Here is a 23,988-nt window from a genome sequence, read left to right as displayed (position 1 = left end):
GGAAGAGGAGCGGGTGCGTATGTCTGGTGACTTGGTTGTGCAATTGGGACAGGAAGCCCTGTTTATCGTTATGATTGTGGCAGCTCCCATGCTGGGTTTGGGGCTTGTGGTCGGTTTGATGGTCAGTGTCTTTCAGGCAACGACTTCCATCCAGGAACAGACCTTGGCCTTTATTCCGAAGATTATCGCTGTATTTGTGGCAATCCTGATTTTTGGGCCTTGGATGCTTCGGATCATGACGGAGTATCTCACCAATATTTTGGTTAATTTGCCTGGCTATATCGGTTAAAGGAGCGGGCTATGGATTTTTATGAGCTTCTGCAAGGTCATGCGGCGGTGTTTTTACTGTTGCTTACCCGGGTAAGCGGAATTTTCATCATCTCGCCGTTCTTCGGCAGCTTGAATATTCCTGTGTATTACCGTGCAGCTGCTGCTTTTTCCTTTACGCTGGTACTTTTTCCTGTAGTGGATAATTTTCAGGGGATTACGGCACCGGCTACGGTATTGGGTTACATCGGAGCAGTTCTTGTAGAACTTTTTGTAGGCTGGCTTATCGGGGTTGTAGCTTATATTTCCTTTGCTGCGATTACTTTTGCAGGCAAGGTGATGGATATGCAGGCCGGTTTTGCCGTGGTAAATGTAATGGATCCGACTTCCGGTCAGCAGATGCCGCTTATCGGAAGTTTTCTTTATAATTTAGCTATTATTGTCTTTGTGGTTACGAACGGGCACCATATGATCATATCTGCATTATTCGAAAGCTTTAAGCTGGTGCCACTGTTAGGAGCTGAGATGAATCTGTCATTGCCGCTGATTATCGCGCGCTTTACGACAGGAATTTTTTTTACCGGCATGAAGATCGCGATGCCGGTGACCTTCGCCATTTTGCTGACAAATGTGGGTTTGGGAATATTGGCGCGTACAATGCCCCAGATGAACATCTTTGTGGTGGGCATCCCGATGCAGCTGACCGTGGGCATGCTGATCTTGACCATGGTGCTGCCATTCTACGTCTTATTTCTGGATGTGTTGTTCAATGAAATGTATGGAAATATCACCATTGCGCTGGAAGCCTTGCAATAGAAGCGCATTCGTCTTTGATCTGCAGCTCTTTGCAGGGGATGACAAGACCGAAGAGCCGACAGCAAAAAAGCGGGCTGACGCTAAGAAAAAAGGCCAGGTGGGACGCAGTACGGATATGAGTGCTGCCTTTGTCCTGCTTATGGGCTTTTTGATCCTGAAGGTTTTATGGGAGTCTATTTATCAAAGAATAGCCACCTATACTGCTTATATATTTTCTCATTTGAACCAGCCGGTTGATACAGAGAACATCATTCGTATCTTTATTGGTATTATTGAGCTTTTGGCTCAGACGGCATTGCCCATCATGATTGCCATCATGTTTATGGGGTTGGCCATCAATTTGTATCAGGTGGGGCTGAACTTCAATACAGAGGCAATTGGTTTCAAGCCGGATAAATTGAACCCCATCAATGGTTTTGGACGTATCTTTTCCAAGCGCTCTTTGATGGAATTGCTCAAATCCTTGATGAAGATCGCTATTATCGGTTTTTTCCTGTATGATTTTTTGAGTGATCACCTGATGGAGATGCCGCAGTTCATCTATTTTGATTTGCCTACCAGCCTGGCGCAGATATCCGATATCATCTTCAAGATGGCTTTCGAGGTAGTAGGTGTTATCATGATTGTCGGTTTCATTGACTATGCTTATCAGAAGTGGCAGACAACGCAGGACCTCAAAATGTCCAAGCAGGAAGTAAAAGATGAAGCAAAGCAGTCTGAAGGTGACCCGCAGATCAAAGGGAAGATCAAACAGAAACAACGGCAGATGGCTATGGCCCGCATGATGCAGGAAGTGCCAAAAGCGGATGTCATTGTTACCAACCCGACGCATTTCGCGGTAGCGCTCAAGTATGATAAAACCATGGTGGCTCCATTGGTGGTGGCCAAGGGGCAGGATCTGGTGGCCAGACGTATCAAGGAGCTGGCAAGGGAAAACGACGTACCGATTGTGGAAAACAAACCTCTGGCCCGTGCTTTGTATGCAGCTGTGGAGGTAGGGGGCAGTGTGCCAGCTGAACTCTATCAGGCAGTGGCTGAGGTCCTGGCCTACGTATACCGTCTTAAAAAACGCCGACGGGCATGATTGTTTTATGAAGGAGAGGCATTATGGCTGTACAACAGGCAGCTGCCCCAGCCAATCCCTTGGGGAAGGGCAGTTTTGTTCAAAAATACAGTGATATCATGCTGGCAGTTGCCATCGTGACTATCGTTGTCATGATGATTATCCCGTTGCCAACTTTGCTGTTGGATATGTTGATCTGCTTGAATATCACGGTAGCCTTGCTATTGGTGATGTCTGTAATCTACAATAAGGAAGCGCTGGATCTGTCGATATTTCCATCCATCCTGCTGATTACTACATTATTCCGTTTGGCACTCAATATTTCTTCGACCCGTCTCATTCTGTTGGACGGTTATGCAGGAGAGGTAATCACCGCGTTTGGTAATTTCGTTGTTGGTGGTAATCCTGTTGTCGGGTTTATCATGTTCATCATTTTGGTAGCAATCAATTTTATTGTTATAACCAAAGGGTCAGAACGTGTAGCTGAAGTGTCTGCTCGTTTCACTTTGGATGCTATGCCTGGTAAACAGATGTCTATTGATGCGGACCTCAATCAGGGAGCCATCACGGATGCAGAAGCGAAAGTCCGTCGTGAAAAGATTCAGCATGAAGCGGATTTCTTTGGTGCTATGGACGGTGCTTCCAAGTTTGTCAAGGGCGATGCCATTGCTGCTATCATCATCATGATCATTAATATTGCTGGTGGTTTTGTCATTGGCATGGTGCAGCGGAACTTGGAAGCCTTGCAGGCTTTGCAGACCTATACGCTTCTGACTGTAGGTGAGGGGCTGGTAGGGCAGATCCCGGCGTTGCTGATTTCTACGGCAACAGGCCTTATTGTTACCCGGGCGGGGGCTGAAGGCAATCTGGGCAGTGATATCACCAGACAGCTTTTCCATAATGATCGCATCTTCTTCATCTTATCTGGCGTGCTGCTGTTTTTTGCGTTGGTACCAGGACTTCCGGGGGTGCCGTTTACAGCATTGTCCATTGGCTGTCTTTTGATTGGCCGAGGCCTGAAGCAGGCAACGGAAGTCAAGACTGAGGTCCAGCAGGAAGAGAAGAAGGTACAGGAGAAGAAAAAGGCCACGACGCCGGAAAATATTGTCTCGCTGTTGCAGGTTGACCCTATGGAATTGGAGATTGGTTATTCTTTGATTCCATTGGTAGACACAGGGCAGGGGGGCGACCTGTTAGACCGGATCGTGATGATTCGCCGTCAATGTGCCTTGGAATTGGGGCTGGTGGTGCCGACTATCCGTATCCGTGATAATATCCAGATCAAGCCTAATGCTTATATCATCAAGTTGAAGGGCATAGAGATCGCCAAGGGTGAGCTCATGCTGGACCACTATCTGGCCATGAATTCCGGGACGGTTTTTGAGGAGGTTCCGGGGATTGAGACCACAGAACCTGCCTTTGGCTTGCCGGCTCTATGGATTCCGGAGAGTGAGCGTGAGCAGGCAGAGCTTAATGGTTATACGGTAGTGGATGCGGTGTCCGTTCTGGCTACGCATCTCACTGAAGTCATCAAACAGCATGCCGATGAGATTCTGGGGCGTCAGGAAACCCAGAATCTTATCGATAATCTCAAAAAATCCAATCAGGCATTGGTGGATGAAGTGGTACCGGAACTGCTCAATGTGGGTGAAATCCAAAAAGTTCTGGCCAACCTTCTGCGAGAACGCATTTCCATCCGTGATATGAGCACCATTTTGGAAGTGCTGGCTGATTACGCCAGAGCTACGAAGGACACAGAAATACTTACTGAGTATGTCCGTCATGCCATGGCGCGTCATATCACCCAGATGAATGTGCAGAATGGTACCTTGCCTTGCATCACACTGGATCCATCCTTGGAAAACCGCATTGCCGGTGGGGTTCAGCGTACTGAGCATGGTTCCTATGTCAGCATTGACCCGGATTCCATGCAAAAACTGGTTACGGCACTCAATGAAGAGCTGCCGAAACTTACGAATATGGGTTATCAGCCGATTGTGCTGACCAGCCCGGCTGTACGTCTGTATTTCCGTAAATTGATAGAGCGTTCCGTTCCAGGGCTTATCGTTTTGTCTCATGCGGAAATTGAACAGAGTGTAGAGATTCAAATTCTTGGGGTGGTGAAGATTTAAGTTGCAGATAAAAGTAGTGAAAGCACCTTCGATGAAGGAAGCTATGGAACAGGTGAAGAATGAACTGGGACGCGATGCGGTTATTCTGCATACGAAGAAATACCATGAAGGCGGTTTTATGGGATATAACGGTAAGGAAGTGGTGGAGGTGACAGCTGCCATTGAGGAAAGTGAATCCGATGGTGCGATGAAAGCCCGGGCCAAGCGGAGCCTGCCGGGAGATTCCGGCAGGCAGAAGGCTGCTGGCAGCAAGCTGGATGTGGTATCCAAGGCAGCGCCATTGCCGAATAACGTATTGTCCCAATATAAGACCAATGGTACAGAAACGGGTGTGCGCATGGCAGAAGCACCTATTGCGGCACCGGCTTTCCAGCCATTGATTCCACCAGACAGCGCTTCTTTGCGCTCCAATTCTCCGGCGGTTAAGGTATTGACCACTGAAACAATAGATGAAGCAACACATGCAAATATAGCGATTAGCAATAGACAAAAGGAAGATGAAGACGTGACGCCCGCAAACAATACGCAGCCGGTAATGATAGCCTCAGATTCGGAGGCTGCTGAAAAAATCCAAAAGCTGGAAGCAGAACTGGCGCAGATGAAAACGCTCCTGACGCAGGTGATGAGTAAAGACCAGCCGCAGGATGAGGTATCCTTGCAGGAAGCTCTGCGCCGCCAGGAAGTCGATGAGGAGATCCTGAAGGATATGGCCGCCAAGACAGCCGCCGGCGATATGCTTATGGATTCGTTGGATAAGCGCGCTCCTGCAGTATTGGCAGGTTATCTGGAAAATAAGATGAATTTTGCCGAGGGCATCAAACTGAACAAACACGGTGTCCGCATCGTATCGCTTATCGGTGCGACCGGCGTGGGTAAAACCACGACGTTGGCTAAGATTGCGGCCCGCTTTGTCCTGGAAAAAAATATCCGGGTGGCGTTGATCACGGCAGATACCTACCGGATTTCTGCAGTGGAACAGCTTAAAACGTATTCGGATATCATTGGCCTGCCGTTGGAGATCGTGTATTCTCCAGATGAGCTCAAGGTGGCAATCCATAAGCATCGGGATAAGGATCTGATCCTGATAGATACAGCTGGTCGCAGTCAGCATAATGAATATCAGATGAAGGAATTACAGGACTTCCTGGCAGTGGATTCCCGGATTGAAAGGCATCTGGTCATGAGTGCCACAACCAAGATGCGGGATGTAGCGGATATTTTGCAGAAGTTTTCAGTCTGTGATCCTGGCCGGGTGATCTTCACGAAAACGGACGAAACCAGCAGTTTGGGCATGATTGTCAACCTGCTGGCAGATAAGGATATCGCGTTGTCTTTCATGACCAATGGCCAGAGCGTACCGGATGATATTGTGCCTGCCAGTGCCGATAAGTTAGCCGCCTTATTGTTGAGGGAATAATATGGTAGATCAGGCAGCAAGACTGCGTCAGTTAGTGGACAAAAGTGAATATGAAGCGCAGAGAGCAGAGCCGGTCAGTCCGCCTTCACTGTCGGCGATGGGACCGCGGGTAATCGCGATAACCAGCGGCAAAGGTGGTGTGGGAAAGACCAATATTGCGGTCAATCTTGCTATTGCCTTAGGGCAGGCCGGACAAAGGGTGCTGGTGATTGATGCGGACCTGGGAATGGCAAATGTAGATGTGATCTTGGGCAGCATGTCGAAGAAACATTTGCTGAATCTATTGGAACAGGGTACAGAACTCAAGGATGTACTCATGAATGGACCATATGGTGTGCGTTACATATCTGGTGGTTCTGGGATTGAAAAAGCTGCTGATTTCACTTATGAAGAACGGCAGCGCCTGATACAGAAACTTACCGCTTGTGGGCAGATGGCGGATATCATTCTCATCGATACAGGTGCGGGCCTGGGCAAGAATGTAATGGATTTCATCCTGGCAGCGGACGAAGTCCTGCTTGTGACTACGCCGGAACCGACAGCACTTACAGATGCCTATGCAGTGCTCAAGGCATATAGCATGTATGCAGCGCAGAAGAATATCAAGCTCATTGTGAATCGCGTGTATGATGAAACAGAAAGCCGTGAGGTCGTGGTCAAATTACAGCAGACTTCGCAGCGTTTCCTGCAAATGAACATAGATTGCCTGGGATATGTATTTGAAGACAGCGCTGTCATGAAGTCAGTGCGTCAGCAGCAGCCTTTTTTGGCGGCTCATCCTAATAGTATAGCGTCTCGTTGCATACAAGGGTTGGTAAATAGTATCTTGTATGGCAGTAAAATGACTGTTAAACGTGGCTGGAAAGGATTTTTGCGACAAATATTTAATTTTGCGCATTAAACATGGAGGAACTTGATTATGGCAGGCGAATTACTAAAGGCAAAAGATATATTGAAGATTGGCCAGCGGGTTGAGTTTTATGTGGAAAATGACGAGAAACGTTATGCAAGCCGCATTGAGGATATCGCTGATGAGACGCTGGAAGTGGCGATGCCTATGACCAGGCAGGGGGTTCCGGTTATTCCCCGGGATGGTGAGAAAGTTTATGGAGTGGCTGTAGGCCACCAATGCCGATATCGCTTTTTTACCGTCTTTAAGGGGATAAGTCATAAGGATGAGCGGATTCCTGTATGGTATATCACTATGCCGGATAAAGTGGAACGCTTTCAGAATCGGGAATTTGTCCGGGTCAAGGTCAATATGACAGCCAAAATTCGCATTGTTGATGAAGATGGTACGATTCATGATGCCGAAACCGTGCCTGTAGTGGATTTAAGCGGCAGTGGTATCTGTCTGGCACTCAGCCATACGATACCGGTCGATATCCATGCCAGTTTGGAACTGACAGGAATACCAGGAGCAGGCAATATTGACATCATGTGCAGAGTGGTACGCTGTGAGCCAGTGGAACGGGGAGACGGTACGGTGATCTATCACGCAGGCGCTGCTTTCCAGCACCTTTCACGCTCCCTTATCAATCAGATTGTACGTTATCTGTTTGCTGTGCAACGTGCCAATATCGCAAAAGGTTTGAAAGAATAAGTTAAAATATTCAGATGCAAGGGATTTATGCCGGATAATAAAAGAGGTGAGCGGGATGATTCGTGTCTTGATCGCTGATGATTCTGCATTCATGCGAAAGATTCTGACGGATTTATTCAATAAGCAGTCAGACTTTGAGGTCGCAGGTACGGCGAGAAACGGCAAGGAAGCTATCGACAAAGTGAAGGATCTCAGTCCTGATCTGGTGACCATGGATGTGAACATGCCGGTCATGGATGGGCTCAATGCTTTAGCTGTTATCATGGAACAGCAGCCTACACCAGTGGTCATGCTGAGCAGCCTGACTCAACAGGGAACAGAAGCTACAGTACGGGCTTTGAGCCTAGGGGCGGTGGATTTCATCAGCAAGGCTGGTGGCAGCATTTCCAGACTGGATGCCATCGAAGATGAATTGCTGGAAAAGTGCCGTAATGCAGCTAAAGCGAAAGTACGTAAGCTGGCGTATACGCCGCAAAAGAAATTGGCGGCTCTGAGTACACCAGTACCCGCAGTACCTGTCATGAAAAGGGTTGAATTGCCACAGCGCCAAGGCTTTAAGCCGGGAGGTGTGGCGACGCCGACACCTCCGTCGCAAAATTCAGGCAGCCCTTTTGGCGTGAGACGGGTCAATCCGATACTGCAGGCCCGGGGAAAACCCCAGCCGCCAGCAGCTGGCAAGGTGACGCCGGTAATGATGTCCGGTGTCGGCAACGGTGCAAAAAAGCTGGTGGCAATCGGCACATCTACTGGTGGTCCGCAGGCATTGCAGCAGGTGATAACCCGTTTGCCGGGCAATCTGCCTTGTGGCGTGGTGGTGGTCCAGCATATGCCGGCAGGGTTTACCAAAGCACTGGCCGACAGATTGGATTCGATATCGCAGGTTTCTGTGAAGGAAGCGGAAGACGGGGAGATGATAAAACCTGGGTGGGTATATATTGCACCAGGGAGCCATCATCTCCGCGTGAAAGAGGAAGGGAGCAGCCGCAGGATTGTTTTAGGGCAGGACCCTCCTGTAGGCAATCATCGCCCTGCCGTAAACGTCATGTATGATTCGGTGGCGGATATTGGCAAAAACCTTGTCGCAGTCATCATGACCGGCATGGGATGTGATGGTTGTGAGGGGATGAAGAAAATAAAGGCTGCTGGTGGGTATAGTATTGCGCAGGATGAGCCTACATGTGTGGTTTATGGTATGCCCAAGGCGGTAGTGGATGCGGGGCTGGCGGATGAGATAAAACCTGTGGAAAACATAGCTCAGGCTATCGTTGAGGCTGTAAAGAGATAGAAGGATATAGGGGGAATACAAATGGATACCAATCAGTATATGGATATGTTTTTGGATGAATCTCACGAGCATTTACAGTCTTTAAATGAAGGCCTTTTAAGCTTGGAAGAGAATCCCGAAGATATCTCGGTAGTAAATGATATTTTCCGTAATGCCCATACTTTGAAGGGTATGTCAGCAACAATGGGATACAATAAGATTGCTGAATTGACTCACGAGATGGAAGACGTACTGGATCTCATCCGTAAAGAGCAGCTGAAACTGGATGAAGATATCATAGATACCCTTTTCAAATGCCTGGATTCACTGGAGCAGATGATTGACAGCGTTGCTGGTGGTGATTCGGAAGATGTGGTAGATGTAAGTGACCTGGTAGCCAAGCTGAGCTCGATTTCCAAGGGCGATAGTGCACCCGCAGCAGCTGCTCCGGCACCCGCAGCGCCACAGGCTGCTGCACCTGCTGAAAGTGCACCCGCAGCAGCAGACATAAGCAGCATGCCTTTGGGCGATACCGATAAGGATATGCTCCGGCAGGCCAAGGAAGGTGGCATGATTGGTATTCATGTCCAGGTAACCCTCTCGGAGACCTGCCTCCTGAAATCAGCCCGGTCCTATATGGTGATGAATGCTTTGGACGAGCTGGGGGATGTGATCAAATCAGTGCCGCCTGCTGAGGATCTGGAACAGGAAAAATTCGAGCATAGCTTTGATATCCTGATGGTCACTGGTTCCGATAAGAAGGCCGTGGAAGATGCTCTGAGCACGATTTCTGAAATCGAAAAGATCGTGGTAGAGGTCGTTGACCCGGATAAGACGGCAGAAGCAGCAGCGGCACCTGCACCGGCGCCTGCACCTGCACCTGCGGCGGCACCACCCAAACCGGCGGCTCCGCCAGCAGCCAAACCTGCAGCTAAACCTGCGGCAGCCAAACCAGCAGCCAAACCTGCGGCAGCAGCGGCCAAGAAGGGACATCAGAGCCAGTCCGTACGTGTGGACATCGATAAACTGGATACGCTCATGAATCTCATGGGAGAGCTGGTTATCAATAAAGTCCGCCTGGAACAGATCGGTCAGGCACATCGTCTGGGAGAGCTCACTGAGACGTTAGAACAGATGGACAGAGTTACCACCGATCTGCAGAATATTGTCATGAAGGTCCGTATGGTGCCGGTAAGCGCAGTATTTAACCGGTTCCCGCGTATGGTCCGCGACGTTTCCAAGGAATTGAACAAGGAAATCAATCTGACCATTGAGGGCGAGGAAACAGAACTTGACCGTACCGTTATTGATGAAATTGGCGATCCGATCATGCACCTTCTGCGTAACTCGTTAGACCATGGTGTTGAGCATCCTGATGAACGTGAAGCCAAGGGGAAACCCCGTACCGGTGAAGTAGGGCTCATTGCCCGCCATGAAGGCAATAATGTCGTCATCATGGTTACAGATGATGGTAAAGGCATTGATGCAAACAAGATTCGCAGCAAAGCTGTGGAAAAAGGTATGATTTCTCAGGAAGATGCGGACAAGCTGGATGATGCAGATGCTGTCCGCCTGGTATTCCTGCCAGGGTTCTCCACTGCCGAGAAGATTACGGATATTTCTGGCCGCGGTGTAGGTATGGACGTGGTGCGCAGCAAGATTGAATCCTTGTCTGGGCATGTAGATGTGGAAACCAAGATTGATGAGGGGTCTGTATTCAAGATCAAACTGCCTTTGACGCTGGCCATCATCCAGGCTATGCTGGTCAAGGTGCAGGAAGAGATCTATGCAATCCCGTTGGGGTCAATTGATAGTACAATCAATATCCAGCCCACAGATATCAAGACAGTGCGTAACCGTGAAGTCATTGTTTTGCGCGGTGAGATCATCCCCATCATCCGCATGGAGGAAACCTTGCAGATTCCGCATGTGAAAGATCCCAATGAGATTTTTGTGGTTGTTGTGCATGCCGGCGAAGCCAAAGCTGGTATCGTCGTTGATAACCTGATTGGCCAGCAGGAAATTGTAATCAAGACACTGGGGAACCTCTTTACAGGTCTCAAGATGTTCTCTGGTGCTACGGTTCTCGGCGATGGCCGTGTGGCCCTGATTCTCGATGTGGCTACGATGATGCAGCAGTAAGGAGGCAGTAACCATGGCAAATGAAGAAAACAAACAGAATGACGAAGTGCAGGTCGTGGCCTTTAAGCTTCGTGATGAGGAATACGGTGTCAGTATCCTGAACGTGCAGGAAATCCGTAATATGACCGATATTACACGCGTTCCATTTGCTGCTGACTTCATCAAAGGTGTCATCAATCTGCGTGGTTCGGTACTGCCAGTTATCGATCTGAAGAAGCGCTTGGGATTGGCAGAGACACCCTATACGGAAAATACCCGTATTGTCACGGTGACGATTGATGAACTCCATGTAGGGATGCTGGTGGATGCAGTGACAGAAGTCCTGACCATTGGCAGCAAGACTGTGGATACCAAGAAAGCTACCAATGACCGCAGTGGTTCCCGCTTCCTGAATGGCATTGGAAATGTCGATGGCAGGCTTATCATTATGCTTAATTTGGAAGAAATTATTGGTGCAACTGGCGATGGCAAGTAAATTAAAAACGAGGTGTCGATTATGACCGAAGAATTAAATCTTTCCGCCAATCAGCTGGATGCTTTGCGTGAGATTGGTAACGTTGGTGCCGGGAACTCAGCTACGGCTCTTTCCCAGGTTATCAACCGGAGAATTGATATGAATGTGCCTAAAGTGGCGCTGGTTCCATTGGAAGTGGTTCCGGATCTGGTGGGCGGCCCTGATGCTGTAGTCGTAGGTATCTTCCTGCGTGTTTATGGCAAGGCGCCGAGTAATATCTTGTTCCTGCTGCCCCAGAAGTCAGCCTTCTATCTGGTGGATACTTTGATGGGCAAACCGCATGGGCAAACGAACAGTCTGGATTTTATGGATGAATCCGCTTTGATGGAAATTGGTAATATCTTATCTGGCGCGTATCTCAATGCGTTCTTTACTTTTACCAAGATTACCATGTTGCCATCTATACCAGCCCTGGCTATGGATATGGCAGGAGCACTTCTGAATGTGGTCCTGGCGCAGCTGGGACAGATGGGCGATCAGGCACTGGTTATTGAAACGGAATTCCTGTCAGAGGATGATGGTATTAACGGCCAGTTCTTTCTGGTGCCTGACCCAGGTTCGTTGGAGACGATTATAAAAGCTGTAGGAGTTGAGTGATATGGCAGATCTTATCAGAGTCGGGATGGCCGACTATAAAGTTGGTTCTGCTCCGTCAACAATCATCAGCTATGGTCTTGGATCCTGCATCGGGATTTCACTGTACGACCCTCAGACGAAGGTCGGCGGGCTTTTGCATATCATGCTTCCCGATAGCACGCAGGCCCGTCCCACGGACAACCCGGCAAAGTTTGCAGATACAGGACTACCGCTGATGCTCAAGGATGTGTTAGCTCTGGGCGCTTCCAAAACGCGCCTGGTAGCTAAAATTGCTGGTGGAGCGCAGATGTTTGCCTTCCAGAATGCTACCGATATCATGCGTGTTGGCAGCCGTAATGCTGAGGCCGCCAAGAAGATTTTAAAGGCGCAGGGTATCAGGATCATAGCGGAGGATACTGGCGGCACTTATGGCCGCACGGTGTCCATTGATTTGAATACTGGGGGGTACAAGGTTAAGACCATTGATAAAGGCGAAAAAGAGATTTAATATTTAAACTAGATTTGCAGGTGAAAATATTTTGGCTAAGTTATATGCAGCTGCAGTATTCGCTTTTATCGCCGCCGTAGTGATAGTGGTTACAGGACTATCAAGCGAGGCGCGGTTTATAACAGTGTTTTTTCGCAGTATAGTTGGTTTTATCAGCGCAGGCTTGATTGTCTACATTATGCTGAGGATTCTTGCCGCCAAGGATATTCTGGATTTTGATGATTTCATTGCAGCAAAGGATGAAGAAGCATTGGCGGAGGTTGATGCAGCGTCATCTCCGGCAACAGACACTGCTGCCGGGGATGACCAGCCGGAGGTAAATGAAGGAGGAACAGCAGTAGAAGAACCAGCGCAGTTTGAACCTCTGTCCACGGAGGATCTGACACGCATGAAATCGCCTGAGCAATTGGGCAAATAATAATATTTTGATTTTTCTTTTGTCTGGATGTTGAAGGGAGGAGGGCGCTTAGGTGGATTCATTGGAACTGACAAATGAGGCGCCGGCGATGGATGTCGCTTCCCTGTGGCAAAATTATTTGAAAAATAAAAGTGTGGAGCTGCGCAACCAGCTGGCTGAATATTATTTGCCGTTAGTCAAGCTGGTTGCAGGAAGGCTCGCCATCAGTCTACCTAGTCATGTGGATAGGGATGATTTGCTCTCCAGTGGTTTTTTTGGTTTGCTTGATGCCATTGACCGGTATGATATTGAGCGCAAAAATAAATTTGAGACGTATGCTGGTATCCGTATTCGTGGAGCCATGCTGGATCATCTGCGGGCAAAGGACTGGCTGCCTGTGGCTATCAGGCAGCGTATTCGCCGCTATGAACAGGCTATGTATGATTTGGAGAATCAGTTAGGACGACCGGCAACTGATGAAGAACTGGCAAGTGAGCTGTCCATGTCAGTGAAGGAACTTATTGCCTTAGAGGGACAGATCAGTGTGGCAACGGTCATTCCCCTGGATGATTATTTACGGGCAGATTCGCCTGTTACGGGAGACCCAGGGCCTTCTGATCGCATGGAAAAAGAAGAACTTAAGCAGACACTGGCAGCGGCTATTGAACGCTTGCCTGAAAAAGAAAAGAAAGTAGTAGCCTTGTACTACTACGAAGAACTGACATTGAAAGAAATCAGCTTAATCCTTAATTTATCTGAGGCCAGGATTTCACAGCTGCATACGAAGGCAATCTTTCGCATGCGGGGATATCTGGCACGGATGAAGGCGAGCTTGGTATAGAATTAGCCTTAAGGGGGACGCATCATGGATGACCAGACATTACGCCCGGCAGTGGGTGGGCCAGAGGCAGGTTATCTGCTAGAATTCCTTAAAGATGGCGTTTTCGTAACGGTATATCCCAGTGATGGCACGGAAATGCTTTTTGAATTATCCGATGTGCGGCAGAGTTTGCAGGACAACGGTGTTATCGATTATGACGTGGTTGAACTTTCAAAGATTATCCGGGAGGCGGCAGGTGTGCCGCGAAAGATTGCTGATGATTTTGATGAGACGGTAGCAGAAGGAGAGCATGAGTGGGAGACTCATAGCAAGGCACAGCTGGAGGAACAGCCGGCGGGAGATGATGGGGAGACGGCTAGTATAATCATCGATATCAGCCGTGACCAGATGATTGCTACGGTTCGTTATGATACCACGCGGGGATCAGGCTTGCCCCAGGTCGATGATATCAAGACTGCGTTGTCAGAAAAGGGAATAGTCTATGGCATCAATGAAGCGGCAATTGAAAAAGGTGTCAAGAGTCTGACTCCTTTTGTGGCCGCAGAAGGAAAACAGGTCCGGCATGGAGAAAATGCCAGGATTGAACGCAAATTCGATCTTTCGAGCAAGAATAAACCCAAGATCGATGAGTATAACCGAGCTGATTATAAGGATATGGGCTTGTTCGTATTGGCTAAAAAGGGTGACCTTTTAGCCGTTCGTATTCCACAGACGGAGGGCACGCCGGGAATCAATATTTTTGGTACAGAAGTGAGCCCTCGTATGGGACGGCCTATGCCCATGCCGCAGGGGAAGAATACGGAAGTCCGCAATGATAATGAGCTTTATGCTACTTTGAACGGGCAGATTGTGGATACTACCCGTAAAATTGATATTGACCCGCATTTGGATATTCGCTCCAGTGTAGGGCCTGCAACCGGCAATATCGATTTTGTTGGTGGTGTGACCATCAAGGGAAATGTGGAAGCAGGCTTTATGGTGCGAGCTACCGGTGATGTTGAAATTGGTGGCATGGTGAATGGTGCTGATGTTCAGGGACGCAATGTCGTTATCAAGGGTGGTATTGCGGGCCAGAACAAAGGACTGGTCAAGGCCACAGAGGATATTCATGCGTTGTTCGCCGAAAATGCCAACATTGAAGCTGGCCGCGATGTGTATATAACGGATTCCATTCTCCACTCCAATGTACGTGCTGGTAATCGGGTCTATGTGGAGGAACGCAAGGGTATCATCACCGGGGGCAGCGTAGCTGCAGGAGAGGAAATCCGTTGCAAGTTTGTAGGGAATTCGGCTGCAGTGGTTACGAAACTTTCTGTAGGTGTTGATCCTACCGTACAAAAAAAATACATGGAAGTATGCAAGGAATGCAAAGAGGATAAAGCCAGACTGAAACAGATTACGCAGGTACTCAACACATTAGGGAAGATTGATGTAAGCCGATTGCCTCAGCAGCGGATCAATCAGATCAATGCTTTGACCCGTTCACAGTTTCCATTGGCTGGTAAGATCAAGCGGGCAGAGAAGGAGATCATGGAGTTAGAAGAGGCGATGGGACGCATGAAAGATGGCAAGATCCGGGTGGCAGATACAGTCTATCCGGGCGTCCGCATCAACATCAATTCCATCCTGATGAATGTGCAAAGCAGTGTCCGCCGTTGTCTGTTAACAGTGGATGATGAACGGATCAAGATTGGAACGTATTAATAGCCGCCCCCCTTTCAGGGGGCGTCTTTATATTCAGGAATGAGGTGGAAATAATGGATGTCAGCCCCATGAGTATGCAGATGATCGTGCCTCGGGCTACGGATGCGGGGCAGGTACAGCACAATCTCAATCAGGCCAATGCCCTGCAGTCAGATTATCAGGCTTTGGAGCAGAAACAAGAGGACAAACTGAAACAGCAACAGGTGCGGGGAAAGGAAAATCCCGAGGATGGGAAAATAAAGGATGATCCGGACAGGCAGAAGAAACAAGGGGGTATGGGGGGGCGACGCCGCCGTGCACCACTGCCGCAGGAGGAAAACAGCGAACAGCCCGTCATGAAAATGGCGGAGGATCCTTCTCGTGGGCATCTATTAGACATTAGCCTGTAAATAGCGTATAATCGTAGATGCAGTATATCTTGAGGAGGTTTTTTACTTAGCCTATGGTTCCAGAATTATTAGGATTTCTTATTATAGCCGGTGCTTTGCTTGTCTTGGTGGTTCGGTATCTTTCGCAACGTCAAAAGGGCGTGGATGTGGATGAATTGCGGGCATCTACTGATCAGCTGAAAGCGGAGTTGACCCGTTCCGCTGATGCCGTGATTTCCCGTATGGGGAATCATATTCAGCATTTGGAAAATCTGCTTCGGCAGGCAGATGAGCGCAATGTGCGTCTGGAAGCGGGAATCGCTGAATATAAGCGTCTGGCAGGAGAATTAGAGGATCGGTCTGCTGCTCTTAAACGGGAACTCAGCGAAGCCCGCAAGGTGATTGCGGAATTGTCAGCATATCATTCTGTACCAGTAATACCGGCTCAGCCAGTCATGCCACCAGTTAGTCCGGCGGCAGCAGCTCCGGTTATGCAGCGGGTAGATGATCAGAATTTTGCTGCGGTATTGCAAAATACCATGGAGCAGGGGGCACAGGAAGATGAAGCGGTTTCGTCTAACATGGAGCCGGCCATCAATGCGCAGCAGGCGGCAGGTCTGGCTGAAGCTATGAATCGGCGTCCGGAGGATATGGAGCCCATCGAAGCTGAGCTGGAAAAGATAACGCGGGAAGAGACTTCCCCGCGGGAGGAAAAGCCAATCTCACCGAATGCAGCAAAGGCAAAGGCTTTGCTCAGGAGCGGTTATTCAGTAGAGGACACGGCCAGGGAAACCGGCATGGGGCGCGGAGCGATTGAGCTTTTGCGGGAGATGAATCGCCGGGATTTAGATGAGAAATAAGAAGGTTGCCATTGTTATTTCTCATTGACAGTGTCTGCTAACTTTGCTAGAATTATGACAGCAATGAAGAAGAGGAGTAACGCAAGTCAGCGAGGCCGGGGTGGTGTAAGCCGGTCACCGCGTGAAGGGCACTTTGGAGCAATGGACAAATGAAAACTTTGAGGTGGGCTTCCTAATCAGGAAACCAATCAGGGTGGAACCGCGGGATATAGAGTCTCGTCCCTGTAACGTGAACGTTACGGAGACGGGGCTTTTTTGCGTTGTCAACCGTAACAGGAGAAAAAGGAGTTGTACCTATGAAATTTCAGGAAATCATCCTGGCTCTGCAGAAATTCTGGTCAGAGCAGGGCTGCATCTTAGCTCAGCCCTATGATGTGGAAAAAGGTGCGGGCACGATGAACCCCTCCACCTTTTTGCGTGTGCTTGGTCCCGAGCCGTGGAATGTGGCATATGTGGAGCCGTCCCGCCGCCCGGCTGACGGCCGCTATGGCGATAACCCGAACCGCCTCTATCAGCATCACCAGTTCCAGGTTATCATGAAGCCGTCCCCGGACAATATTCAGGAACTCTATCTGGAAAGTCTGGAGCGTCTGGGCATCGATCCGAAACAGCATGATATCCGTTTCGTAGAGGATAACTGGGAATCCCCGACGCTGGGAGCCTGGGGCCTTGGCTGGGAAGTATGGCTCGATGGCATGGAAATCACTCAGTTCACCTATTTCCAGCAGGTGGGCAGCCAGGATGTGAAGCCCGTAGCTTCTGAAATCACCTATGGCCTCGAACGTCTGGCCATGTACATCCAGGGTGTGGAAAATGTCTATGATATCCAGTGGACGGATGATTACACCTATGGCGACGTGTTCCATCAGAACGAGTACGAGCAGTCTGCTTATGCCTTCGACCTGTCCGATGAAAAGCTGCTGTTCGAGATGTTCGACAAATATGAAGCTGAGGCTGTGCGCGTAATCGCCGAGGGCTATGTGCATCCGGCTTATGACTATGTCCTGAAGTGCTCCCATACCTTCAACCTGCTGGACGCCCGCGGCGCGATCTCCGTGTCCCAGCGTACGGCCTTCATCGGCCGCGTGCGCAAGCTGGCACGTCTCTGCGCCGAATGTTACTTGAAACAGCGTGAGGAACTCGGTTATCCCATGCTGCACAGGGGGGAGAAATAATGAGCAAGGATTTACTGTTAGAAATCGGCACGGAAGAAGTACCGGCACATGTGATGCCGGGCATCCTTGCCCAGTTGAAGGAAAATGCGGCCAAGGCTTTTGCAGATAGCCGCATTGCCTGCGGGGAAATCCGCACCATCGGCACCCCCCGCCGCACGGCCCTCCTGGTGAAAGACCTGGCTGAAAAGCAGGAAGATGTATCCAGCGAAAACCGCGGACCTTCCGTTGCTATCGCTTTCGATGCCGATGGCAATCCCACCAAAGCCGCTCAGGGCTTTGCCCGTGGTCAGGGTATCGACCCGAAGGATTTAGTGAGCAAAGATGGCTATGTCTATGCCATGGTGCATGAAAAGGGCAAGGAAACCAGCGAGCTTCTGCAGACTATCCTGCCGGAACTCATCTGTGGCCTGAATTTCCCCAACAACATGCGCTGGCGTGATCTGGACTTCAAGTTCATCCGTCCCCTGCGCTGGATCGTAGCCCTCTATGATGCGGAAGTCGTGCCTTTCGAAGTGGCTGAGGTCAAATCCGGCAACACTTCCCGCGGTCACCGCTTCCTGTCTCAGGGCGATTTCACGATTGAAAGCGCTGCCGCTTATGAAAAGGCTTGCGAAGAGAACTTCGTCATCGTGGATCAGGAAAAGCGCAAGGCTATGATCCGTGAGCAGATTGAAGAAGTAGCGAAGAAAAACGGCGGCAAGGCTGAAATCACGGAAGACCTGCTCGAAGAAGTCCTCTATCTTGTAGAGTATCCGACGGCTCTCTGCGGCAAGTTCGAGGAAAAATATCTGGAACTGCCGCCGGAAACGGTCATCACGCCGATGCGCGACCATCAGCGTTATTTCCCGGTGAAGGACGCAGACGGCAAACTGCTGCCGCTCTTCATCACGGTACGCAATGGTGGCAGTGAACATCTTGAGACGGTACAGCACGGCAATGAGCGCGTACTGCGTGCAAGACTGGCTGATGCCCAGTTCTTCTTTGACGAAGACCGCAAGAAGAGCCTGGAAGAACATCGCGAAAAACTCAAGACCGTTGTGTTCCAGCAGGGCCTGGGCACCATGTATGAGAAATCCGAGCGCCTCGTAGAACTGGCTGGCTTCATCGCTGATGAGATCGGTGCAGACGAAAAAGCTCACAAGCATGCGCAGCGTGCCGCTCTCCTGTCCAAGGCTGACCTCGTGACCGGCATGGTTACCGAGTTCACGGAACTGCAGGGCATCATGGGCCGCGAATATGCGAAGCTTGATGGCGAATGCGAAAAGGTGGCCATCGCCATCGACGAGCACTATATGCCGCGTTTTGCCGGTGACAACCAGCCCCAGACGGAAGCTGGCCGCATTGTCAGCCTCGCCGACAAGATCGATACCATCGTCGGTACGTTCAGCCGCGGCAAGATTCCGACGGGCTCCCAGGATCCGTTTGCCCTGCGCCGTCAGGCTCTGGGTCTCGTGAACATGCTGATTGAAGCCAAGTGGAATGTGAGCCTCAGCAAGATTGTGGCAAAATCCATGGACCTCTATGGCCTTACGGATGAGAAGGCACGTGAGAAGATGCAGGCTGATGTAGCTGACTTCATGCGCCTGCGCCTCAAGAATGTGCTGGAAGCTGTCCGCTATGATGTGGTGGATGCTGTACTGGAAAATGTAGATGATATCTACGCTGTAAGCCTGCGCGCTGCTGCTGTGGCCAAGTTCGTGGAAATGGCAGATGCTGCTGCAAATATCCAGGCATTTGTCCGTGCTTCTAATCTGGCGCAAAAGGCAGAAACTGCGGAAATCCGTGAAGATGTTTTTGCAGCTGATGAAGAAAAGGCACTTTATGATGTTTATAAATCCACGAGCAGCGCTGTTGCCAGCCTCGTGGATGGACAGGACTATGTGGGAGCCATCGATGCTCTGAAGGAACTGTCCAGACCCATCGATGCTTTCTTCGATGCTGTTATGGTCATGGATAAGGACGAAGCCATCAAGAATAATCGTCTGGCTCTTTTGAAAGCCATTGATTCCTTGATCATTAAAGTTGCTGACTTCAGCAAAATTGTATTGTAAAGTAAATATGCTTGACAAATAAAAGACCTCTCGTTACAATCAAAGTATTAGATTGTGACGGGAGGTTTTCTTATGAAAATAGCGATGGCCAACGACCATGCTGGCACGAAACTGAAGGATGAGATCAAGAAATATCTGGAGAGCGAAGGTCATGAGGTAAAGGACTTTGGCACCTATGATGAGGAATCTTGTGACTTGTCGGATTTTGTTTTGCCGGCAGCCACGGCAGTAGCGAAGGGCGAATGCGAACGCGGTATCTTCGTGGATGGCGTTGGTTATGGCAGTGCCATGATTGCCAATAAACTGCGGGGAATCTTCGCTGTGGTCTGCCAGGATCCCTTTTGTGCGGCATTGGCCCGCCAGCACAATGATTCTAATGTGCTGTGCCTGGGGGGGAAGATCATCGGTGGTGCTATTGCCATGGAAACGGTAAAGACCTGGATGCATACCGATCCGCTTACGGCTGAAAAATATGTGCGCCGCGTGGAGAAAGTCAAAAAGATTGATGCTGAGCATACGGTGGCAGTAAAGTAATAGGCATTGACAAAGCCCCGAATGGCCGCTATAATTATGTGAGGTTGATGCTGAAATGATGAATATTAATATTGCTGAATTGAAAACTGATTTAGGCAGGGAATTGCCATTTTCATTTGTGGTGACGGCGGCAGAGTTGGATGCCTTGAGTGATGACTATGAGTTTGAAGATCCCATAAAGGTCACAGGTGTTGTAGTCTACACAGGGACGCGCTGGCGTGTCAGTGGCAGGATTGAAGTGGTCAAGACCTATGTGTGCAATCGCTGCCTTGCGGATTGCCGGGAAGAACAGCAGCATGAGTTTTCCGAAGACTTCACGCGTGATGAAGGTGAGGATGATTCTATCAATGTCTTTAGCGGTGATTTGCTGGACATCGAGGTTATGGTGCGGGATACCCTGCTGGCGGCTCAGTCTCTCAGTAATATATGCAAGCCTGATTGCAAGGGCCTTTGCCCTAAGTGCGGACATAATCTGAATGAAGGGGATTGCGGTTGCGATCGTTTTGTTCCCGATCCGCGCATGGCAGCATTACAGCAGTTATTGAACAAAGACTAAGTAAGAAGATCGTATCAAGGAGGTGTATCCGAAATGGCAGTACCAAAGAGAAAAATGTCCAAGGCTCGCCGCGACCAGCGTCGTGCTAATTGGAAGCTGGAGGCTCCGGGGTTCGTTGCTTGCCCCCAGTGCCATGAACCGAAGATGCCCCATCATGTGTGCCCTGAATGCGGCTACTATGATGGCAAAGAAGTTGTGGCAGCAGCTGAATAATGTACAGGATGACCGTCGTTCCGATAGGGAACGGCGGTTTTTGTTTAGAAAATTTTGCAGGATAATGCCTCAGAGAAGAAGAATCATTAATAATGTAGAGAAATAGAGAATCAGGGGGCATTTTTATGGAAGTGGTATTATTGCTGGGGGCAGGCTTGTTTTTAGGCTGGCTGATCTTTAGTCCGAAACAACGAGAGAAAGCTGTAAAAACGCATTATCCGGCAGATGCAAATGAACAGGTGATGACCCGGGATGTTGGCAGCAAAACACCTCCGTATGGAAAGGACCGCTTCATAACGCAGCAGCATGAGCAGCGGAACCGTCATACTTTGCGCAATGTAGCCGGCGGTATGGTGGCTGGAGCCGTGTTGGGGCATATGCTCAGCGGTGATAAGGCGGTTTCTGCGCATGAAGTGAATAATACTTACAACACATACAATGAACTGCATGATTATAATGATGATTACGATGGCTATGATTATGACGATGATGAGAGCGAATATGAAGAGACTTTGGATCGTGATTATGATAGCAGCGATTACGATTATGATGATGACTATAGTGACGATTATGGTATTGACAGCCATGATGATTACGACAGTGGTTCGGCTTGGGAGAGTGATTCCTATGATGATGGCGGGGACTGGTAATCGTGTGTTGGAGATGGCAGGCCGATACCAAGAGGTAGGAAAACGCCTCCCCATAGGGGGAGGCGTTTTTTATATGGAATCTATAGTTTGAGGAAATCCATCTCCAATTGCATTTCTTCCGGCAAATCGTGTGTTTGTTCCAAAACTTTTCGGGTGAAGAGCTCCAGTGTGCGGATCTTATCGTCATGAGCGATATTCCAGCGATCGATCAGTGGTTTGTATTGAGGATTGATCGCTAATGCTTCCCGGTAGTCCCGGCCAAAGGTACAGTATTTGAAGAGGATTTCACGGGCGACTTTATTAAGCCGGGGCAGGCCTTCGGACTCGTTTTTGACAAACTGCTCATATTCGGCAGCAAAGACCTTGCTATAATTGTTGCCGTTGCGTTTTAAGGCACTTTTGACCTTTTCTTTCATATCAGCGGACAGGGTGGAGTTTTTCTTATAGAACTGCAGATAGTTGCAGTATTCGGCCGTCAGGGATGGTTCGCCTACATCGCTGTAATGTACGCCTTGGATGCGTTTGCACATTTCCCAACGGAATTGAGCACACATCCTTATGAGTGAGGTTTCAAGATCTTCAGAGTGGAAGATGGAGATTACCATATGAGATGGTGTGGTGCGTTTTCGGCCTTCAATCTCTTGCCACATGAGTCCGCGGCTGCCGTAATTGGGCATCAGGATGATATAAGGGAGGATTTCCAGATTATAGTCGAAACGATTGATTTTCAGCAGGGGATAGCTGGCATAAGCCGGGCGATAGAAACAGCTGAAGTCAATCGCGCGGATATGGTTGAGTGCAGTTCTTACCCGCTCGGAGGTCGTCAGACAAGTATCAAGCGGGCGGGATACTGATTGGGCATAGAAGGCAGGAATATAGGAGAAGATGCTGCCATAGGTCATTTTATTGGCATTAGCAATCATGTTATGGAGTTCAAAGCGAACCATAGCGGCGGGATCATTCAACATAGCATCCGCATCAGGCTGTTTCAGATTGCCCTGGCGGACCTCTTCTTTTAGATGGTCAGGCCAGTCGTTGTCAAATTCGTCCTTAGAGGGCGGGACTTCTTTTTGGTAAATCTTTTTCAACCAATCGTAGACAGGGATGATCATACCATCGGAATCATCTTCCCAAAGTACCGCATGCCGATAGAGTGTGGCGGTATTTTCTTCTCCAGCCAGTTCCTCATCGATGAAACCAAAGAGGAAGAACATCTTGACTTCGGCTGGCATGGTGTCGCTTTCCAGGCTCTTGAAAAAGGCTGCTTCATAGATATTGAAGAAATTTTGCGTGATATCGTTTCGCAGACGACGCATTTCTGCAGATTTTTCTGTTTTATCCGATACCTTTATGAAGTCACGGATATCTCTGGCAAGGGTGTCTCCGATTTCTCGTCCAAGACCGGAAAAGGCAATGATGGTACGGAGTGCATTCTGGATTTTGGGAATATTGCCGCTGCCGGCCTCCATTGCTTCCTGACGGTGGGCTTCGTCTAATTTTGCTTTTTGGGAGCGGTATTCACTGGTGAAATCGTCTGTTGCAGCTTTTGTATTCTGGATGAAAGCCGTAATGAAGTCGAGCTGGGGATGTATTTGCTGTGCCAATTGTGAGGCCAGCATAATAGATCCAATGCAGAAATTGATATCTGCCGGGAAAAAATCTTTGCGCAATAAATCCAGCTTATCCTGGCAGGTACGGCAGAAAGCGGCTTGCCAGCCGGTGAGCATGCCGGGTTTTTCCGGGGCCAGCAGACTGTTTACATGGTCAAAATTCTGCGGGGGAATCATCAGGGTCGTACAGACCTTCTTGTAATTGCTGTAATCGCTTTTGAGGCTCTCACAGAGATTGAGGGCTTTTTCGTACAGGTCATCCAGGACTTCCAGCATATTATTTAAGAGGGAAATACTGGCGGAGGCCATTACCCGTGCAATGGCAGGAGTAGCACTGATGGCAGAGGTTAAGTCATCTTCATCACTGTAATCGTAGACAAAGAGGGTGCAATCTTCAGCGGCCTGATAGTTGTAATGATAATGGCTGCCGCTGGGATGAAAAGCGCCAATGATGGTACCATTATTGGCCTGCAGTGTGATGGCATCACCATCTGTCAGGATAAAGCTGCCCTTGAGAATGATAGCGATATCCTTTACTTCATCACCTTTTTTGTGGAGAAACTGACCTTTGGCAATATCGAGTTTTCCCATGATTTTCCTGACCTCCTTATTGACATCATCATTAACGTCTTTATTCGCTTCGGACAGGAATTTTCCTTCATAGAATAGAGGGGAAGCTTGCATTTTCATAAAAAAAACTTTACAATAGTATTCATGTAGCTTATTA

At 49.2% G+C, this 23,988-nt stretch carries 24 protein-coding genes; 23 read left to right on the top strand and 1 reads right to left on the bottom strand.

Annotation, left to right across the window (positions count from 1 at the left end):
- The first annotated feature begins 19 nt into the window (after nucleotides 1-19).
- The 23 genes from fliQ (at nucleotide 20) to BUB68_RS01715 (ending at nucleotide 21,651) form a co-directional block, all read left to right on the top strand.
- Nucleotides 20-289 carry a flagellar biosynthesis protein FliQ gene (gene fliQ, locus BUB68_RS01825; protein ID WP_073088098.1) on the top strand — a complete coding sequence of 90 codons (270 nt, stop codon included), beginning with the start codon at nucleotides 20-22 and terminating at the stop codon, nucleotides 287-289.
- 11 nt (nucleotides 290-300) lie between these two features.
- On the top strand, nucleotides 301-1,083 hold the full coding sequence (fliR, locus tag BUB68_RS01820) for a flagellar biosynthetic protein FliR (protein WP_073088097.1): 783 nt from the start codon (nucleotides 301-303) through the stop codon (nucleotides 1,081-1,083).
- On the top strand, nucleotides 1,046-2,167 hold the full coding sequence (gene flhB, locus BUB68_RS01815) for a flagellar biosynthesis protein FlhB (protein ID WP_073088136.1): 1,122 nt from the start codon (nucleotides 1,046-1,048) through the stop codon (nucleotides 2,165-2,167). The genes fliR and flhB overlap by 38 nt, the downstream gene beginning before the upstream one ends.
- Before the next feature lie 23 nt (nucleotides 2,168-2,190).
- Nucleotides 2,191-4,278 (top strand): flagellar biosynthesis protein FlhA, encoded by a 2,088-nt coding sequence (gene flhA / locus BUB68_RS01810; protein WP_073088096.1) that lies wholly within the window; start codon nucleotides 2,191-2,193, stop codon nucleotides 4,276-4,278.
- Nucleotide 4,279: 1 nt separating this feature from the next.
- Nucleotides 4,280-5,695 (top strand): flagellar biosynthesis GTPase FlhF, encoded by a 1,416-nt coding sequence (gene flhF / locus BUB68_RS01805; protein ID WP_073088095.1) that lies wholly within the window; start codon nucleotides 4,280-4,282, stop codon nucleotides 5,693-5,695.
- A 1-nt stretch (nucleotide 5,696) separates the two neighbouring features.
- Nucleotides 5,697-6,596 carry a MinD/ParA family protein gene (locus BUB68_RS01800; RefSeq protein ID WP_073088094.1) on the top strand — a complete coding sequence of 300 codons (900 nt, stop codon included), beginning with the start codon at nucleotides 5,697-5,699 and terminating at the stop codon, nucleotides 6,594-6,596.
- An 18-nt stretch (nucleotides 6,597-6,614) separates the two neighbouring features.
- The gene (locus BUB68_RS01795; protein WP_073088093.1) at nucleotides 6,615-7,298 is read left to right on the top strand and encodes a flagellar brake protein; all 684 of its coding nucleotides are present in this window, start codon (nucleotides 6,615-6,617) and stop codon (nucleotides 7,296-7,298) included.
- A gap of 55 nt (nucleotides 7,299-7,353) precedes the next feature.
- Nucleotides 7,354-8,583: a protein-glutamate methylesterase/protein-glutamine glutaminase gene (locus BUB68_RS01790; RefSeq protein WP_073088092.1), complete on the top strand. Its 1,230-nt coding sequence runs from the start codon at nucleotides 7,354-7,356 to the stop codon at nucleotides 8,581-8,583.
- 21 nt (nucleotides 8,584-8,604) lie between these two features.
- Complete coding sequence (locus BUB68_RS01785; protein ID WP_073088091.1) at nucleotides 8,605-10,704, top strand: chemotaxis protein CheA; 2,100 nt, start codon at nucleotides 8,605-8,607, stop codon at nucleotides 10,702-10,704.
- A 13-nt stretch (nucleotides 10,705-10,717) separates the two neighbouring features.
- Complete coding sequence (locus tag BUB68_RS01780; RefSeq protein WP_014423713.1) at nucleotides 10,718-11,179, top strand: chemotaxis protein CheW; 462 nt, start codon at nucleotides 10,718-10,720, stop codon at nucleotides 11,177-11,179.
- Nucleotides 11,180-11,200: 21 nt separating this feature from the next.
- Entirely contained in the window at nucleotides 11,201-11,815 is a 615-nt protein-coding gene (locus BUB68_RS01775) for a chemotaxis protein CheC (RefSeq protein ID WP_014423714.1), read from the top strand.
- A 1-nt stretch (nucleotide 11,816) separates the two neighbouring features.
- The gene (locus BUB68_RS01770) at nucleotides 11,817-12,302 is read left to right on the top strand and encodes a chemotaxis protein CheD (protein WP_073088090.1); all 486 of its coding nucleotides are present in this window, start codon (nucleotides 11,817-11,819) and stop codon (nucleotides 12,300-12,302) included.
- 31 nt (nucleotides 12,303-12,333) lie between these two features.
- Entirely contained in the window at nucleotides 12,334-12,720 is a 387-nt protein-coding gene (locus tag BUB68_RS01765; RefSeq protein ID WP_073088089.1) for a hypothetical protein, read from the top strand.
- Between the two features lie 88 nt (nucleotides 12,721-12,808).
- A complete protein-coding gene (locus BUB68_RS01760; protein ID WP_073088135.1) occupies nucleotides 12,809-13,540 on the top strand; it encodes a FliA/WhiG family RNA polymerase sigma factor in 732 nt (243 codons plus the stop codon).
- 24 nt (nucleotides 13,541-13,564) lie between these two features.
- Nucleotides 13,565-15,244 carry a DUF342 domain-containing protein gene (locus BUB68_RS01755; RefSeq protein WP_073088088.1) on the top strand — a complete coding sequence of 560 codons (1,680 nt, stop codon included), beginning with the start codon at nucleotides 13,565-13,567 and terminating at the stop codon, nucleotides 15,242-15,244.
- Between the two features lie 68 nt (nucleotides 15,245-15,312).
- Complete coding sequence (locus tag BUB68_RS01750; RefSeq protein ID WP_081371813.1) at nucleotides 15,313-15,633, top strand: hypothetical protein; 321 nt, start codon at nucleotides 15,313-15,315, stop codon at nucleotides 15,631-15,633.
- A gap of 146 nt (nucleotides 15,634-15,779) precedes the next feature.
- Entirely contained in the window at nucleotides 15,780-16,472 is a 693-nt protein-coding gene (locus BUB68_RS01745; protein ID WP_178139441.1) for a hypothetical protein, read from the top strand.
- A gap of 296 nt (nucleotides 16,473-16,768) precedes the next feature.
- Nucleotides 16,769-17,647, top strand: a complete 879-nt coding sequence (glyQ, locus tag BUB68_RS01740) for a glycine--tRNA ligase subunit alpha (RefSeq protein ID WP_014423721.1) — start codon at nucleotides 16,769-16,771, stop codon at nucleotides 17,645-17,647.
- The gene (glyS, locus tag BUB68_RS01735) at nucleotides 17,647-19,698 is read left to right on the top strand and encodes a glycine--tRNA ligase subunit beta (RefSeq protein WP_073088085.1); all 2,052 of its coding nucleotides are present in this window, start codon (nucleotides 17,647-17,649) and stop codon (nucleotides 19,696-19,698) included. Before glyQ ends, glyS begins: the two co-directional genes overlap by 1 nt.
- A 72-nt stretch (nucleotides 19,699-19,770) precedes the next feature.
- Entirely contained in the window at nucleotides 19,771-20,232 is a 462-nt protein-coding gene (locus tag BUB68_RS01730; protein ID WP_073088084.1) for an RpiB/LacA/LacB family sugar-phosphate isomerase, read from the top strand.
- Between the two features lie 55 nt (nucleotides 20,233-20,287).
- Complete coding sequence (locus tag BUB68_RS01725; RefSeq protein ID WP_073088083.1) at nucleotides 20,288-20,788, top strand: YceD family protein; 501 nt, start codon at nucleotides 20,288-20,290, stop codon at nucleotides 20,786-20,788.
- A 33-nt stretch (nucleotides 20,789-20,821) separates the two neighbouring features.
- Nucleotides 20,822-21,001 carry a 50S ribosomal protein L32 gene (rpmF, locus tag BUB68_RS01720; RefSeq protein WP_014423332.1) on the top strand — a complete coding sequence of 60 codons (180 nt, stop codon included), beginning with the start codon at nucleotides 20,822-20,824 and terminating at the stop codon, nucleotides 20,999-21,001.
- A 125-nt stretch (nucleotides 21,002-21,126) separates the two neighbouring features.
- Nucleotides 21,127-21,651, top strand: coding sequence for a hypothetical protein (locus tag BUB68_RS01715; protein WP_073088082.1), 525 nt, complete (start codon nucleotides 21,127-21,129; stop codon nucleotides 21,649-21,651).
- A gap of 80 nt (nucleotides 21,652-21,731) precedes the next feature.
- Here BUB68_RS01715 and BUB68_RS01710 read toward each other — a convergent pair whose 3' ends face one another.
- On the bottom strand, nucleotides 21,732-23,852 hold the full coding sequence (locus tag BUB68_RS01710; protein ID WP_073088081.1) for a cyclic nucleotide-binding domain-containing protein: 2,121 nt from the start codon (nucleotides 23,850-23,852) through the stop codon (nucleotides 21,732-21,734).
- Nucleotides 23,853-23,988 lie beyond the last annotated feature (136 nt).

Origin of the sequence: Pseudoselenomonas ruminantium (genome assembly GCF_900142515.1) — a bacterium.
Classification (GTDB): Bacteria; Bacillota; Negativicutes; order Selenomonadales; family Selenomonadaceae; genus Selenomonas_A; species Selenomonas_A ruminantium_D.
This window is presented reverse-complemented; position numbering and strand designations above follow the sequence as displayed.